Below are 13,467 nucleotides of genomic sequence, written 5' to 3'. Positions count from 1 at the left end.
CTCGCGGGGCGCCCGCGATGACGCAAGGGCTGCGCGGAGGTTGCCCGCGTCTGACAGCCTGGGCGCGTGGACGCCGCGGCGCTGGAGCGTCATCTCGACCGGCTGCTGCGGGCGGCGCTGGCGCTGTGCGGCTCGCGCGAGGAGGCCGAGGACGCCGTGCAGGAGCTGTGCGCGCGCGTTCTCGCCCGGCCGCGGCGGTTGCGGTCGGCCGACGCGGAGCTGCCGTACCTGCTCGAGGGGCTGCGCAACGTCGTGCGCGACCAGCACCGCGCGCGGTCGCGGCGGCCGGTGACGGTGGAGCTGGTCTCCGAGACGGCCTCGCGCGGCGCGCGCGACGACCCGGCCGCCGTGGCGGAGCTCCGCGCGGTGTGGGCCGCGATCGCCGCATTGCCGGAGGACCAGCGCGACGCGGTCGTCGCCGTGGACGTCGTGGGGCTCTCCTACGGCGAGGCCGCCGCGCTGCTGGGGACCCGCGAGAAGACGGTCGCGACGCGGCTGTTCCGCGGGCGCAAGCGGGTCGCGGAGGCGCTGCGCGCGAGCTAGTAGAAGCGGGTGGAGCGGGCGAGCGCGAGCAGCTCGTCGGCGGGCACGCGCATCGAGATGAGCAGGCACGTGCGCCCCTCGCGCTGCCACGCCACCGCGGGCTTGCCCTCGAACGTCGTGCGCGCGTAGCCGGTCTCCGGGACGCCGTCGGCCGCGGGGCGCGGGACGATCGCGTAGTGGAAGCGGTCCTCGCCGCGCTCGTACGTGACGGTCGTGGCGGCGCGGCCGTCGACGCGGTCCTCCCGCACGCCGATCGCGCGCCAGCCCAGCCGCTTCTCCCAGTCGGGGAACGCGATCCCGTCGCTGCTGACCGCCAGCGTGTTGCCGGTGCCGCGGGCCGGGGGCCCGGTGACGGGCGCCTGCGCGGCCGCGGACGCGACGTCCTCCAACGACAGCGCCGACTCGCCGCCGCCGCCGACGAGCACGAGCGCGAGGACGACCGCGGCCGCCGCCGCGAGCGCTGCTGCCCCCACCCCCAGGCGGCGGCGTGGCACCCGCGACGGCGGTGCGGCCGGCTGCGCGGCAAGCCAGCGGCGGAGGCCCTCCGACGCCCCGTCCTCCTGGGCCGCCGCGTGGACGGCGGCCAGCGCCGCACGCTGAGCCTCCAGCTCCGTGCGCAGCGCCGGGGAGGCGGCCACGCGCTCCTCCACCGCCGCGCGGCGGGACGGCGGCAGGGTGCCGTCGGCCAGCGCGGCGAGGTCGGCGCGGTCGCTGTCGTCGAGGGGCGGCTCCGCCATCGGCCTCCTGCCGTCTCGTTACTCGGCCGCCACGACGATCGTGCCCTTCATCTGCGGGTGCACGGTGCAGATGTAGTCGATGGTGCCAGCCTCGTCGAGCGTGTAGGTGTCCGACCCGCCCTTCTCGAACGTCTCGGTCTTCAGGTCGCCGCCCTCCTCGACGGCGTTGTGCGGGGCCGCGTCCTCGTTGACCCACTCGATCGTGTCGCCGACCTTGGCGTTCACCTCGGCGGGTGAGAAGGCGAAGTCCTTCATCGTCACGGTGATGGTCTCGCCGGACGAGGACGCCTGCGTCTCCGCGGCCGGCGCCTCCGCCGCCTGGGTCTCCGCCGGGGCCGCCGCCTGGCCGCCGTCGCCGCCGTCCTCGTCGTCGTCGCCGCACCCCGCGCCGAACGCCGCGAGCGCGACGCACGCGGCGCCGATCGTCACCAGCCGCTGCATGTCGTGAGCCTCCTGTGGGTCGGGGAGCACATCTCTCCCCCACCACGACGCCGCGCGGGCGCGGATCCTTCCCGCGCCGCGCTCAGACGTTCGCGGCGCGGGCGGCCGCGTCGGCCGCGAGCTCGGCGAGGAGCGCGCTCCACCCGAAGCCGTTCGCCGCCAGGCCGTCGCCCGTGAGCGGGTCGTAGTACTCCCGCAGCCCGCCGCGCACCGCAGCCGCCCCCAGCGCGTGGACGATCCGGTCGGCCTCCTCGTGCTCCCCCAGCCGCCGCAGCCCGGGCACGAGCAGGTACGCGGTGTTCGACCAGCTCGGGCCGCGCCAGCAGCGCCACAGATGGAAGCGCGGGTGGAAGCTCGGCTCCTCCATGCTGACCGACGGGATGCCGTACGCCGCCCGGTAGCGGCGCGGGTCGAGCAGGTGCTCGTCGACGAGGCGGCGCGCGTACGGCTCGGGCAGCTCGGGCAGCGCGAGCGGCGCGAGCGACGCCCAGGTCGAGACGCGCACCGGCAGCTCCGCGGCGCCCGCGAGATCGAAGAAGAGCCCGCGCTCGTCGTCCCAGCACTTGTCCAGCAGCGCGCGCAGCGTCCGGTCCGCGCGCTCGCGCCAGCCCTCCTCGCCGCTGAGCCGCCACATCGCGCGCAGCGACAGGTGGTAGGCGACGTTGACGAGCACGTCCTCGACGTGGTGGTCGCTGGACGCGATGATCGCCCGCGAGTCCCACCCCAGGCGGCGGCAGCGGTGCAGCAGGCGCGCGTAGCCGAGCCGGTAGTGGGCCATGTGGCCGTACACCGGGTCGTACTTCGGCGAGTCGTCGAGGCCGGACTCGTCGGGGAGCACGATCGTCAGCAGCCCGTCGCCGTCGGGGTCGCGGTGCTCGGCCAACCAGAGAAGGTGTCTAGAGAGATCCTCTAGCGCCTCGGTCGCGAAGCCCGGGTCGTCGTCTGCCGACGCCTCGGCCACGATCTCCCACGCCCAGGCCAGCAGCGGCGGCCCGATCGAGTGCGTGTGGCGGTCGCCCCGGAAGCCGAGCGTCGCGTAGAACGGCGCGCGCCGCCAGCCCGCGGGCCAGTCCCAGAAGACCGTGTGCGGGAGGAAGCCGTCGCCGTGGCCGGAGCGCAGGACGGTCCGCAGCTCCTCCCGCGCGTGGTGCGGGTCGATCCGCCGCCACGCGACCGCGTGGAAGCACGAGTCCCAGTGCCACATGTGGCGGTACCGCGGCGGGGCGGGGCACGTGTACGCGTACGGCAGCCCGTCGCCGCGCACGCCCTCGCGCCAGTTGGAGCGGAGCGTGCGCTCGGCCATTGTCTCCAGCGCCGCGAGCTGGTTCACGCCGCGCGGCGGCTCGGCGCCACGAGCCGGGCCAGCGCCGCGTGCTCGGCTTCCAGCGCCGCGGGCCACGTGCTCCGCGCGACCATCCGGCGGGCCGCGGCGTGGTCGGGCTCGGCCGCGCGGGCCCGCTCGATCGCGCCCAGCAGCCCGCGGACGTCGCCGGGGCGGTACGCGTGGGCGAGGTCGCCGATCTCGCGGAGCGACGGCGCGGTCGTGCAGCACACGACCCGCGCCCCGCTCGCCGCGGCCTCGTACCCCACCAGCCCGAAGGTCTCGTGCGCGCCCGGCATGACCACGACGCGCGCCGCCGCGTAGGTGCGCGACAGCTCCTCGCGGTCGGTCACGAACGGGTGGAACGTGACGCGGTGCGCGATGCCGAGCTGCGCCGCGCGCTGCTGCAGCCAGTCGCGCAGCGGGCCGGAGCCGACGAGCCGCAGCTCCCACGGCTCGCGCGACCGCGCCGCCGCGTCGACGAGCTCGATCACGCCCTTCTCCCGCGCCAGCCGGCCGACGTAGAGCACGTGGTCGCCGCGCGGGACCTCGTCGGGGCGCGGGCGGAACGCGGGCTCCAGCCCGAACCGCAGCGGCAGGTCGGCGGTGCGGCCGGTGTCGCGGAGCGTCGGGACGGCCGACATGATCGCGTCGACGTCGCGGTAGGCGTGGTGGAACCAGGCCCGGAACGCCGGCTTGGTGATCGCGCCGGGGAGCGGGATGCCCGCCGCGTCGAGGTCGACCGACCCGTGGTGGACGGCGACCACGTGCGCGGCCAGCTCGTGCGCGGTGCGGGTGACGCCGAGCGGACCCCAGAACGGGTCGTGGAGCAGCACGACGTCGGGAGCCAGCGCGCGCAGCCGCTGCTTGAGCGCCTCCACCCCGATCGGCAGGCGGTAGCCGTTGGGGGTCGCGAACCGCAGCGACGGCACGTCGTGCGGCGTGATGACGTGGTGGTCGTACGCGTCGCTCTCGGCCGCCCACGCGCGCTTGGCGTCGAGGTACGTGCGGATGCCGCCGCTGCGCTCGCCGTAGAAGAGCGCCACGTCAACGACGGTCAGCCGCCGGGGCGGGACGAGCCGCAGGTGCCGGACGCGCCCCGCCGCGCGGGCCGCGACCCGCTCGACCGTGGCCGTGTCAGGCGGCACGGCGCGCCGCCTCGACCCGCCGCGCCTCGGCCGTCGCGATCGCCGCGCGGTAGCCGTCGGCCAGCCGCCCGATCGCCGCGTCCCACGTCCGCCCGCGGACCGCGGACAGCGCGTTGGCCGCCAGCGCCTGGCGCAGCAGCGGGGCGCCCGCCAGCTCGCACACCGCGTGGGCCAGCTCGGTCGCGTTCGCCCGGCGCAGCAGGCCGGTCCGGCCGTCCTCGACGATCGAGCACGGGCCGCCCTCGGCCACCGCGACGATCGGGAGCCCGCTCGCCTGCGCCTCCAGCAGCACCTGACCGAACGTGTCGGTCCGCGAGGCGAAGAGGAAGAGGTCGGCGCTCGCGTAGGTGCGGGCCAGCTCCTCGCCCTCCTGCCAGCCGAGGAACGTCGCGTGCTCGCCGAGCGTGTCGCGCAGCCAGTCCTGCTCGGGGCCGCCGCCGGCGAGGCAGAGGTGGAGCCGCGGGTCGCGCTCGCGCGCCTTGAGGAACGCGTCGGCCAGCAGCTCGGAGCCCTTCTCCTTGGTCTGGCGGCCGACGTAGAGGACGTTGACGCGGTCGCCGTCGCCCGGCACCTCGGGGGCGTCCGGGCCGGCGAGCAGCGTGCGGTCGCGCTTGGCCGGGTCGAAGCGCGCGAGGTCGACGCCGCGGTCCCACCGGCCGAGCCGGTCGTCCGGGATGCCGAGCCCGCGCAGCACCGCGTCCGACGCCGGCGACGGCGTGAGGACGTGGTGGCAGCCCTTGTAGAACGCGGCGATCGCCTGCGTGGCGAGCGCCTCCAGCGCCTGGTCGCCGGTGCGCAGGCCGGTGTAGGCGGCCAGCTCGGTGTGGTAGCTGCCGAGCACCGGCAGCTCCATCACGCGGGCGATCGCGGCCGCCGCGACGCCGCACGGGCCGGGCGAGCAGAGGTGGACGACGTCGTAGCGCCCCTCGGCGAGCGCCTCGACGATCGCGGGGAGCGACGGGACGCCGACCTGGAGGCCCGCGTAGAACGGGATGTCGACCTCGCGGACGGCGGGCAGGCGGCGGTCGACGTTCGGGTCGGTGCCGACGACCTCGACCTCGAAGCCGGGGACGCCGCGCGCCTGCAGCTCGTCGAGCGTGTGCGTGACGCCGTGCATGCCGCCGACGCCGTCGGCGACGAGCGCGACCCGCAGCGGCTCGCCCTCGCGCTGCGCCAGCTTCGACTTCTCCCGCCCGAGGAACGCCGCGGCGGGTGCGTACGGGATGGCTGCGAGGCAGGCGTCGAAGAGCCCGAACGCGGCGAGCACGGGGTTCTGGCCGGCGGTGGCCAGCGCGATGACGTCGTCGACCGCCTTGCCGAGCTTGCGCTCGTGCTTGCGACGGGCGCGACGGAAGAGGTCAGCGTGCGAGAAGTCGTCGGACTGCATCCACGCGAGCAGCTCGGCTCCCGTCAGATCCAGCTCGACGGCGTCGAGCCAGGCCCGCAGCAGCGCCTGGGCGTCCTGCGGGCCGAGGTCGTTTCCCTCCGCCCCGCGGCGCTGGTTGCCCTCGACCATCACGCGCTCGACCATCCGCATGACCGCGAGCGGGTCGGGCTTGGCGCCGGCGTCGGCGGCTGGGTGGGTGGGGTCGAATACTCGGATCGCCAGCGCCATTGCGGCGTGCGCCCACTTCGCGGCGGAGCCCTGCTCGCCGCACGCCAGCGCGTCCCCGGCGCGGATGTGCGCGAGGTAGTCCTGCCACGTCTCAGCGTGCGGGGTCTGCGTGTAGGTGCGGCCGATGTCGACGCCGGCGTGGTCGTCCGTGCCGGCGATGCCCGTGCCGCCATGGGTCTCGATGTAGACCGCGGCGGGCGCGTTGAGCTCGCGGGCGCGGGAGCCGTTGCGCACCTCCCAGATCGGGAAGAGTTCGGCGAGCCGGCGGCGGTGGCGCGGGGTGAGCGGCGCCTCGACCGCGTAGAACGGGTGCGCGAGCGCGCAGGTGATCCCGTGCTCGTGGAGGTGCTCGGCGACGCGCTCGACGTCCTTGTTGTTGGCCTGGATGAACGCGTGGTCGTCGGGGGTGATGCCGTAGACGAGGACGTGCACCGCCTGCGGCTCGCCCTTGAACCAGAGCGTCGCCTCCTCGGACACGAAGGCGTCGTCGTAGCGCTCGGTCAGCTCGAGCGCGCCGTCGATCGTGTCGTGGTCGGTGATCGTCACGAAGTCCATCCCGCGCCGCTTGGCGAGGGCGTAGACCTCCTCCGGAGGCGTGGCGCACTCCGGGAGACCGACAGACCGCTGGACCCCGAGCTTCGAGATCTGCGACGCCGTCGAGTGGCAGTGCAGGTCGGCCCGGGAGGCCGACGGTGTCGTGTTCTCTCCCATCAGCATCACGCGGGACTTTCGCCTGCATCCTGCGGCCTTTTGTGACCCGCTCGGGAAGATGGTGTGACACGCATGTGAACTTCCGTACTTGTCGACTGCGGATCGCGAAAGGTGGACCTGGTGCTCCTCCTCCACCATGGCCTGCTGACCGTCGAGGTCGACGACCGCCCGTTCCGCTTCACGCTGCGCCGCGGGGGCCGGCGGCTGCTGCGCGACGCGTCCGTCTGGGTTTGCGAGGGCGAGGTGCGCGACCGGTTCGTCTCGCTGACCGAGGGCGTCGTCGCGGACGAGCGGCGGGGCTTCCCGGAGCGCGCCGCCACCGCCACGACCGACGCGCGCGACCTCGACAGCGCGGCCACCTTCGCGGTGCGGCTGCGGGGCGGGCGGGCGGCGACGCTCACCCTCGCGCTCTCCCACGAGCGCCTTGCGATCACGCTCACCGCGGAGGGCCGGCCGCTGCGGCTCGCCGTGGAGTGGAGCGCGCGGACGGGGGAGCAGTTCGCGGGGCTCGGGGCGCGGCACGACGCGCGGGTCGACCACGCGGGCCGCGCGGTGCAGCTGGGGGCGGACCGGCGCTACACCGGACCCGACTGCCCGCCGGACCTGCTCGAGCTCGGCGGGGCCCCGCAGGGCGACTACGCGCCGTCCCCCTGGTTGCAATCGAGCCGGGGTTACGCGGTGTGGCTGCGCGGCGACGGCAACGGGACGCGCTTCGACCTCGACGACCGGATGACCACCGTGTCCACCCGCGCGGTCGCGGGCCCGCTGCGGCTCGACGTGCTGTGCGCCCCCACGCCCGCGACGCGGCTGCGCGCGTTTCTGCGCGAGAGCGGGATGCCGACGGTGCTGCCGGAGTGGGGCTACGGGTTCTGGAAGTCGCGTGACGTCTACCCGCACCAGGAGGACGTGCTGGAGGACCTGCACGGCTGCCGCTGGCACGGCATCCCGCTCGACGCGCTCGTTCTCGACTCCCCCTGGGAGACGCAGTACAACACGTGGATCCCAAACCCGCACCAGTTCCCCGACTTCGCCGGGATGGTGCGGGAGCTGCGCGCGGGCGGCGTGCGGACGGTCGTGTGGATCACGCCGTGGGTGAACCTCCAGACCGACAACGACACGCAGGTCCCACCCGACCCCGCCTCGCGTCGCCTGCACGCTGCGCCGGCCTCGACGTACGCGGAGGGGGCGGCGGAGGGGCACTTCGTGCGGGCGGCAGCGGGCGCGGCCGACGCGGGCGGCGCGGCGGCGGAGCCGTGGGTCGGGCGGTGGTGGATGGGCACCGGCTCGCCCGTCGACTTCACGTCGCCGGCCGCGGAGCAGTGGTGGCGAGAGCAGGCGAAGGCGGTGCTGGGGCTGGGCGTCGAGGGGATCAAGGCCGACGACGGCGAGGGGTACTACCTGCCGGAGGACGTGCGGTTCGCGGACGGGCGCACGGGTGCGACGGCGGCGTGGGCGTACGGCGGGATGTACCGGCGCTCGATGCAGCGGGCGCTCGACGAGGTCCACCCCGGCGCGGGCGTGCTGTTCGGGCGCAGCGGGTGGGCGGGCCAGCAGGCGACGGGCGTCGTGTGGGCCGGCGACCAGGCGTCGGACTTCTGGTCGTTGCGAACACTTGTGGCCGCGACGCTCTCCGCCGCGTCGTCGGGCTTCTCGAACTGGTCGCACGACGTGGGCGGCTACCTCGGGCACCGGCTGGTCGAGCGCGCGCCGCCCGAGCTCCTCATCCGCTGGGCCCAGCTCGGCTGCTTCACGCCGCTGATGCAGGCGCACGGCCGGCTGCCGCAGGAGCCGTGGACCTACGGCTCGCGCGTCCTCGACGTCTACCGCGCGTACGTGCTGCTCCACGAGCGCCTCGTCCCCTACATCCGCGCCGCCGCCGCGACCGCCGCCCGCACCGGCGTTCCCATCACCCGCCCGCTCTCCCTGCTCGACCCCACCGACCCGCGCGCGTGGACGGTCAGCGATGCGTTCGGCTTCGGCCCGTCGCTGTGGGTCGCACCGGTGCTGGACGAGCACGCGACCGAGCGCGAGGTCGTCCTCCCGCGCGGGCGGTGGATCGAGGCGTGGTCGGGCGAGCGCGTGGAGGGCGGCCGCGAGGTCAGCGTGCACACGCCGCTCGACCGCATCCCCGTGTGGGTCCGCAACGGTGCGTTGATCGTCACGTACCCCGCCGGCCACGTCGCCGCCGGCCTCGGCGACACGCCCGAGCATGAGCGCCCGCTCGAGGCCACGCTGTGGGGGGAGCCGCCCACCGGCCGGGCGCTCGCCCGCCTCGCCGACGGCACCCGCCTCGCGTGGTCGCGCGCACACGGGTGGGAGCTGCCGGAGGGCCGCGACATCAGCGCCGAACGACGACTTTGACTCGCATGCCGGGTCGAAGACGTCGTTCGCGGAGTTGACCGGCGTTACAGCGAGCGCGCGCGTCGGGGTGATGGTGCGGTCGCCGCGCCGGACGTCCGTGGGACCATCACCTGCCGTGGAGCGCCTCACCCTCGACCAGAGGGTGAGACGCTCCGTAACCGTGCGCTAGGTCCGCGTGGGAAGCGCGACGCGGACGCGGTCGAAGGTCACGCTGCCGCCCAGACGCGGCTCGGCGTAGGCCACCGTCGTCGCGACGAGCTGCAGCGTCACCGACCCGCCCCGCGGGAGCGAGTGCGCGACCGTCTCGAGCGGCGCGCTGACCGTCCGGCGCTTGCCGTCGAGGGTCACGCGGATCGGCGTGATCTGGTTGCCGAGGACGTGGCCGGTCTTGTCGTCGACGAGCTGCGCGAAGACGCGCTCGGGCCGCTTGGCCCCGGTCGCCCGGCCGCGGTAAGTGAGCGTCAGCCGCGGCGCGCCCACGACGGTCACCGTGCGCCGCGCGCGGACCTTCACGTTCACCGCGTTCTTCGCCCGCCCCGGCGTGATCGCGCCCGACAGCTGCGCCACCACGTCGGCGTCCTTGGGCACCTCGACCGGCCCGGCACCGCCGGACTTCACCAGCCGCAGCCGGCCCCGGCCGCTCCCGCCAAGCACGCCGCTCGTCGTCGCGACGGGGTAGTCGGGGGCGGTGAACCGCTTGCCGTTCTGGTCGATCCAGTCGAACCGCGCGCCGGTCTGCACCGTCGTGTCGCGCTTCACGTACCGGTCGAGCCACGCGATCGTCGAGCGCAGCACGCGCCGCTCGTCGCCCGGGTCGGTGAGGCACACGCCGTGCCCGCCGCAGAACCACAGCATCGACACCGGCACGCCCTTCGCGCGCAGGATGCCGTAGTTCGCGACCGCCTCGTCGAGCGTGAAGAGCGTGTCGACGGTCCCCTGCTGGATCAGCGTCGGGACGGTGATCTTCGAGACCAGCTCCTCCCCCGGCCCGCGCGCGGCGAACCAGCTGATGCTCTCGGGCGTGAGCGAGCCGGTCGCGGTGCCCTGGTCGAACGCCGCCTTGATGTGCGGGTCCAGCGGCCGCGACGCCGCCACCTGGTAGAGCCGGCCCGACCAGCCGAGCTTGACGAGGCCGCTCTTGTACAGCGACGTGCGGAGCGAGTTCCACGCGATGTTCGGGACGATCGCGTCCACACGCTTGTCGATCGCGGCGAGCACGAACTGGATGCCGCCGCCGTACGACCCGCCGGACATCCCGACCCGCGGATCGCCGGGTGCGTCGACCTGCGCCTCCGGCTGCGCCGCCACGAAGTCGAGCAGCTTCTGCGCGTCGCGCCCCTCGAACTCGGCGCTGTCGATGTTCACCACGCCGCCGGACTGGCCGAACCCGCGCGGGTCCCACGTGAGGACGTTGTAGCCCGCGTCGTGGAGCGGCTTGATGCGCGGCGACGCGGGGTTGCTCTCCCCGGGCGAGCCCCAACCCGGGCCCATCAGGACGGTCGGGGCCTTCGCGCCGGCGGCGAGCGTCGGCTGCGGGAACCAGTGCGCGACGATCGGCGTGCCGTCGAACGAGGGGATCGTGACGTCGCGGGCCTCGGCGACGGCAGGCACGGCGAGGAGCGCGGCGACGAGCGTCGCCGGCAGCAGGCGGGACAGCAGCATTGCGCGGCAACCTACTCCTCGGCTGGGCCGCGCGCGAGGGGCGCGAGGGCGTCCCGGCGATGGCGCCCCGCGGCGCGCGTCAGAGCCGCAGCCGCCGGACGGCGTCACCGACGTTCCCCGCCCGGTCGACCGCCTCCGCCACCACCGACACCGACCCGCGCGACCGCCCGCGCAGCGGCAGCCGCACCACCGAGGTCCCCGCCCCCGCCCGCGACGCCCGGCGGCGCACGACCGTCACCCGCCGCCCACCGCGCCGCACCACCAGCGACACGGCCAGCCGGCAGCCCTCCGAGCAGCGGACCCGCGCGCGCACCGCGCCGCCGCGCCGCGACAGCCCGACGATCCGCACCCGCGGCGGCGCCACGTCCAGCCCGTCCTCGCCCAGCGCCGTCCCCGGAGGCGGCGCCGCCACGCCCAGCGCCCGCGCGACGTCGAGGCGTCCGCCGCTCACCGTCAGGCCGCGCAGGCCGGGCGCCGGCGCCGCCGCCGACAGCAGCGCGGCCCGCAGCTGCGCACCGCTCAACCCCGGCTGCCGTGCGAGCAGCAGCGCCGCCGCGCCCGACACGTGCGGGGCGGCCATCGAGGTCCCGTCGTGCTCGGCCCACCCGCCTGGCACCGCGCTCACGACGCCGACGCCCGGCGCCGCGAGGTCGACCGTCCGCGCGCCCCGGTTCGAGAAGGTCGCCCACGCGTCGTGCTGGTCGGACGCGCCGACGCAGACGAGGTTGGGGAGGTCGTAGGAGCACGGGTACATCGGCCGCTGCTCGAGGTCCACGCCCTCGTTGCCCGACGACGCCACGAACAGCACGTCGGGGTGCGCGGCGATGAGGTCGCGCTCGGCCCGCGTCCCGTCCAGCCCGCCCCAGGACACGTTGACGATCCGCGCGCCCGACGCGATCGCGTACCCGTACGCCGCCAGCGCGTCGCTCAGCCGCCCCTCGCCGCCGGCCCCGAGCACCCGCAGGGGCATGAGCGCCGCGCCCCACGCGACCCCGGCCACGCCCGCGCCGTCGTTGCCGTGCGCGGCGATGACGCCGGCGACGTGGGAGCCGTGCCCATCGGCGTCCTGCGGCGTCGGGTCGATGTCGCGGAAGTCGAACCCGTGCACGTCGTCGAGGTAGCCGTTGGCATCGTCGTCGATCCCGTTGCCGGGGACCTCGCGCGGGTTGCGCCACAGGTTCGGCGCGAGGTCGGAGTGCCCGAGGTCGGCGCCCGAGTCGATCACCCCCACGACCACGGACGGCGCGCCGGTCGTCACGTCCCACGCTGCAGGCGACCCGATCCGCCCGTGCGCCCACTGCCGCCCGAACAGCGCGTCGTTCGGCACCGTGTGCGCCCGCACGCGCCGGTCGGGCTCGGCGTAGAGCACCGCCGGCTGGCGGAGCAGGCGCTGCACGAGCCCCGGCCCGGCGCCGGACACGACCTGGAACGTCCCGTCGATCAGCCCGCCGCGCGGGAGCACGCCCGCGCCCGCGAACGCCGCCACGCGCTCGACGGGCGAGGCGCCCGGCTTGTAGCGCACGATGACGTCCTCGCCGGCCGCCGTCCCCGGGGCCATCGCGAGGACGGCGCACGACAACACGAGGGTCGCAACGATCCGCACGATCGACGACGTACCCAACCACGGCCCACCGGAGCGCGCGCCGGTACCCGCGGAAGGTCCGCGGCGGTGGGAGGTTCGCGGCGGTGACCGGTCCGGGAGCGGGCGGCGCTACACGCGCGTCGCGCTGCGCGGGAGCGTCTCGCCGTACAGCTTCGCGGTGCGCGCGGCCACGTCGGCCCAGTCGAAGCGCAGCACGTGCGCGCGCCCCTCCTCGACGAGCCGGGAGCGCAGCGCGGAGTCGGTCAGCACCCGCTCCATCACCGTCGCCAGCGCCGCGGCGTCGCGGGAGCGGAACCGCATCCCGACGTCGCCCGGCACGACCTCGCGCAGCCCGCCGGTGTCCGCGACCACGCAGGGGCAGCCGGACGCCATCGCCTCCAGCGCGACGAGCCCGAACGGCTCGTACAGCGACGGGATCACGCACAGGTCGGCGATCCGGTACAGCCCGTGGAGCGTGTCGTCGCCCAGCCAGCCGGCGAACGTCCCGCGCCGCACGATCCGCAGCCGGCGCGCCTGCGCCTTCAGCTCCTCCTCGTGCGTGCCGGTGCCGGCCACGAGGTAGCGCACGTTCGGCACCCGCCGCAGCACACCCGACCGCCGGTTCCCCAGCGCCTCGAGCGCGACCTGGAAGCCCTTCTCGTACACGAGCCGCCCGGCCAGCAGCACGAGCTTCTCGCCCGGCGCCGCGTACCGCGCCCGCAGCTCGTCCAGGTCGTGCGGCGTGTGGAGGTCGCGCGGGTCGATGCCGTTGGGGATCACCGTCACGCGCTCGCCCGGCAGGCCGAACGCCTCGGTGATGTGCCCGCGCATGAACTCCGAGCACGCGATGACGCGGTCGGCCCGATGCACCATCCGCCGCTCGACGCCGTGGATGTGCGACTGCGGGTGCTTGTCGACCCAGCCCTGGTGGCGCCCGTGCTCGGTCGCGTGGACGGTGACGACCCACGGCACCCGCAGGCGCTCGGCGAGCCGCTCGGCCGCGCCCGCGACGAGCCAGTCGTGCGAGTGGACCAGGTCGAACCGCGTGCGCTCCAGCAGCGCGTCGGCGGCCGCGAGCATGTCCGTGTTCATCTGCTCGATCCAAGCGAGGAACGCGTCGAGGTCGTCGCGCGGGAAGGACGGCTCGCGCACGCGGTGGACCGTCACCCCGTGGCGCTCCTCCTCCGCGGGAGCGTGGTCGCCGCCGCGCGTGAGCACGTGGACGTCGGCGCCGGCGCGCCCGAGCTCTTGGGTGAGCTTGCGGACGTGCCGCGCGAGTCCCCCTTCCACGATCGGCGGGAACTCCCAGGACAAGACGAGGACGCGCGGCCCCACTGCGGGGAGAG

Annotated in this window: 10 protein-coding genes; 2 read left to right on the top strand and 8 right to left on the bottom strand. The window is 75.5% G+C overall.

Going from position 1 to position 13,467, the window contains the following annotated elements:
• Window positions 1-66 precede the first annotated feature (66 nt).
• The gene (locus AC1UE5_RS00935; protein ID WP_482920181.1) at window positions 67-543 is read left to right on the top strand and encodes an RNA polymerase sigma factor; all 477 of its coding nucleotides are present in this window, start codon (window positions 67-69) and stop codon (window positions 541-543) included.
• Here the strand turns inward: AC1UE5_RS00935 and AC1UE5_RS00930 are convergent.
• From AC1UE5_RS00930 to AC1UE5_RS00910, 5 genes are all read right to left on the bottom strand, one after another.
• Window positions 540-1,280, bottom strand: coding sequence for an anti-sigma factor (locus AC1UE5_RS00930; protein ID WP_482920180.1), 741 nt, complete (start codon window positions 1,278-1,280; stop codon window positions 540-542). The genes AC1UE5_RS00935 and AC1UE5_RS00930 overlap by 4 nt on opposite strands.
• 18 nt (window positions 1,281-1,298) lie before the next feature.
• Complete coding sequence (locus AC1UE5_RS00925; RefSeq protein ID WP_482920179.1) at window positions 1,299-1,721, bottom strand: cupredoxin domain-containing protein; 423 nt, start codon at window positions 1,719-1,721, stop codon at window positions 1,299-1,301.
• Window positions 1,722-1,803: 82 nt separating this feature from the next.
• Window positions 1,804-3,051, bottom strand: a complete 1,248-nt coding sequence (locus AC1UE5_RS00920; protein ID WP_482920178.1) for an MGH1-like glycoside hydrolase domain-containing protein — start codon at window positions 3,049-3,051, stop codon at window positions 1,804-1,806.
• The gene (locus AC1UE5_RS00915) at window positions 3,048-4,190 is read right to left on the bottom strand and encodes a glycosyltransferase (protein ID WP_482920177.1); all 1,143 of its coding nucleotides are present in this window, start codon (window positions 4,188-4,190) and stop codon (window positions 3,048-3,050) included. Before AC1UE5_RS00915 ends, AC1UE5_RS00920 begins: the two co-directional genes overlap by 4 nt.
• Window positions 4,180-6,522 carry a glycosyltransferase gene (locus AC1UE5_RS00910; protein ID WP_482920176.1) on the bottom strand — a complete coding sequence of 781 codons (2,343 nt, stop codon included), beginning with the start codon at window positions 6,520-6,522 and terminating at the stop codon, window positions 4,180-4,182. Before AC1UE5_RS00910 ends, AC1UE5_RS00915 begins: the two co-directional genes overlap by 11 nt.
• Window positions 6,523-6,636: 114 nt before the next feature.
• Here AC1UE5_RS00910 and AC1UE5_RS00905 point away from each other — a divergent pair, with 114 nt between their 5' ends.
• On the top strand, window positions 6,637-8,877 hold the full coding sequence (locus AC1UE5_RS00905; protein WP_482920175.1) for a glycoside hydrolase family 31 protein: 2,241 nt from the start codon (window positions 6,637-6,639) through the stop codon (window positions 8,875-8,877).
• A 165-nt stretch (window positions 8,878-9,042) separates the two neighbouring features.
• Here the strand turns inward: AC1UE5_RS00905 and AC1UE5_RS00900 are convergent, their stop codons facing one another.
• From AC1UE5_RS00900 to AC1UE5_RS00890, 3 genes are all read right to left on the bottom strand, one after another.
• Complete coding sequence (locus tag AC1UE5_RS00900) at window positions 9,043-10,539, bottom strand: alpha/beta hydrolase (RefSeq protein ID WP_482920174.1); 1,497 nt, start codon at window positions 10,537-10,539, stop codon at window positions 9,043-9,045.
• Between the two features lie 79 nt (window positions 10,540-10,618).
• Window positions 10,619-12,142 carry a S8 family peptidase gene (locus tag AC1UE5_RS00895; RefSeq protein WP_482920173.1) on the bottom strand — a complete coding sequence of 508 codons (1,524 nt, stop codon included), beginning with the start codon at window positions 12,140-12,142 and terminating at the stop codon, window positions 10,619-10,621.
• A 108-nt stretch (window positions 12,143-12,250) separates the two neighbouring features.
• On the bottom strand, window positions 12,251-13,456 hold the full coding sequence (locus AC1UE5_RS00890; RefSeq protein ID WP_482920172.1) for a glycosyltransferase family 4 protein: 1,206 nt from the start codon (window positions 13,454-13,456) through the stop codon (window positions 12,251-12,253).
• Between the last annotated feature and the right edge of the window lie 11 nt (window positions 13,457-13,467).

The sequence above is a fragment of the Parviterribacter multiflagellatus genome, from assembly GCF_056863265.1.
This window is presented reverse-complemented; position numbering and strand designations above follow the sequence as displayed.

Bases quoted from the DNA above. Each gene is read 5' to 3' on its own strand.
- AC1UE5_RS00930 (WP_482920180.1), bottom strand. From the start codon at position 1,280: ATGGCGGAGCCGCCCCTCGACGACAGCGACCGCGCCGACCTCGCCGCG.
- AC1UE5_RS00925 (WP_482920179.1), bottom strand. From the start codon at position 1,721: ATGCAGCGGCTGGTGACGATCGGCGCCGCGTGCGTCGCGCTCGCGGCG.
- AC1UE5_RS00910 (WP_482920176.1), bottom strand. From the start codon at position 6,522: ATGCTGATGGGAGAGAACACGACACCGTCGGCCTCCCGGGCCGACCTG.
- AC1UE5_RS00900 (WP_482920174.1), bottom strand. From the start codon at position 10,539: ATGCTGCTGTCCCGCCTGCTGCCGGCGACGCTCGTCGCCGCGCTCCTC.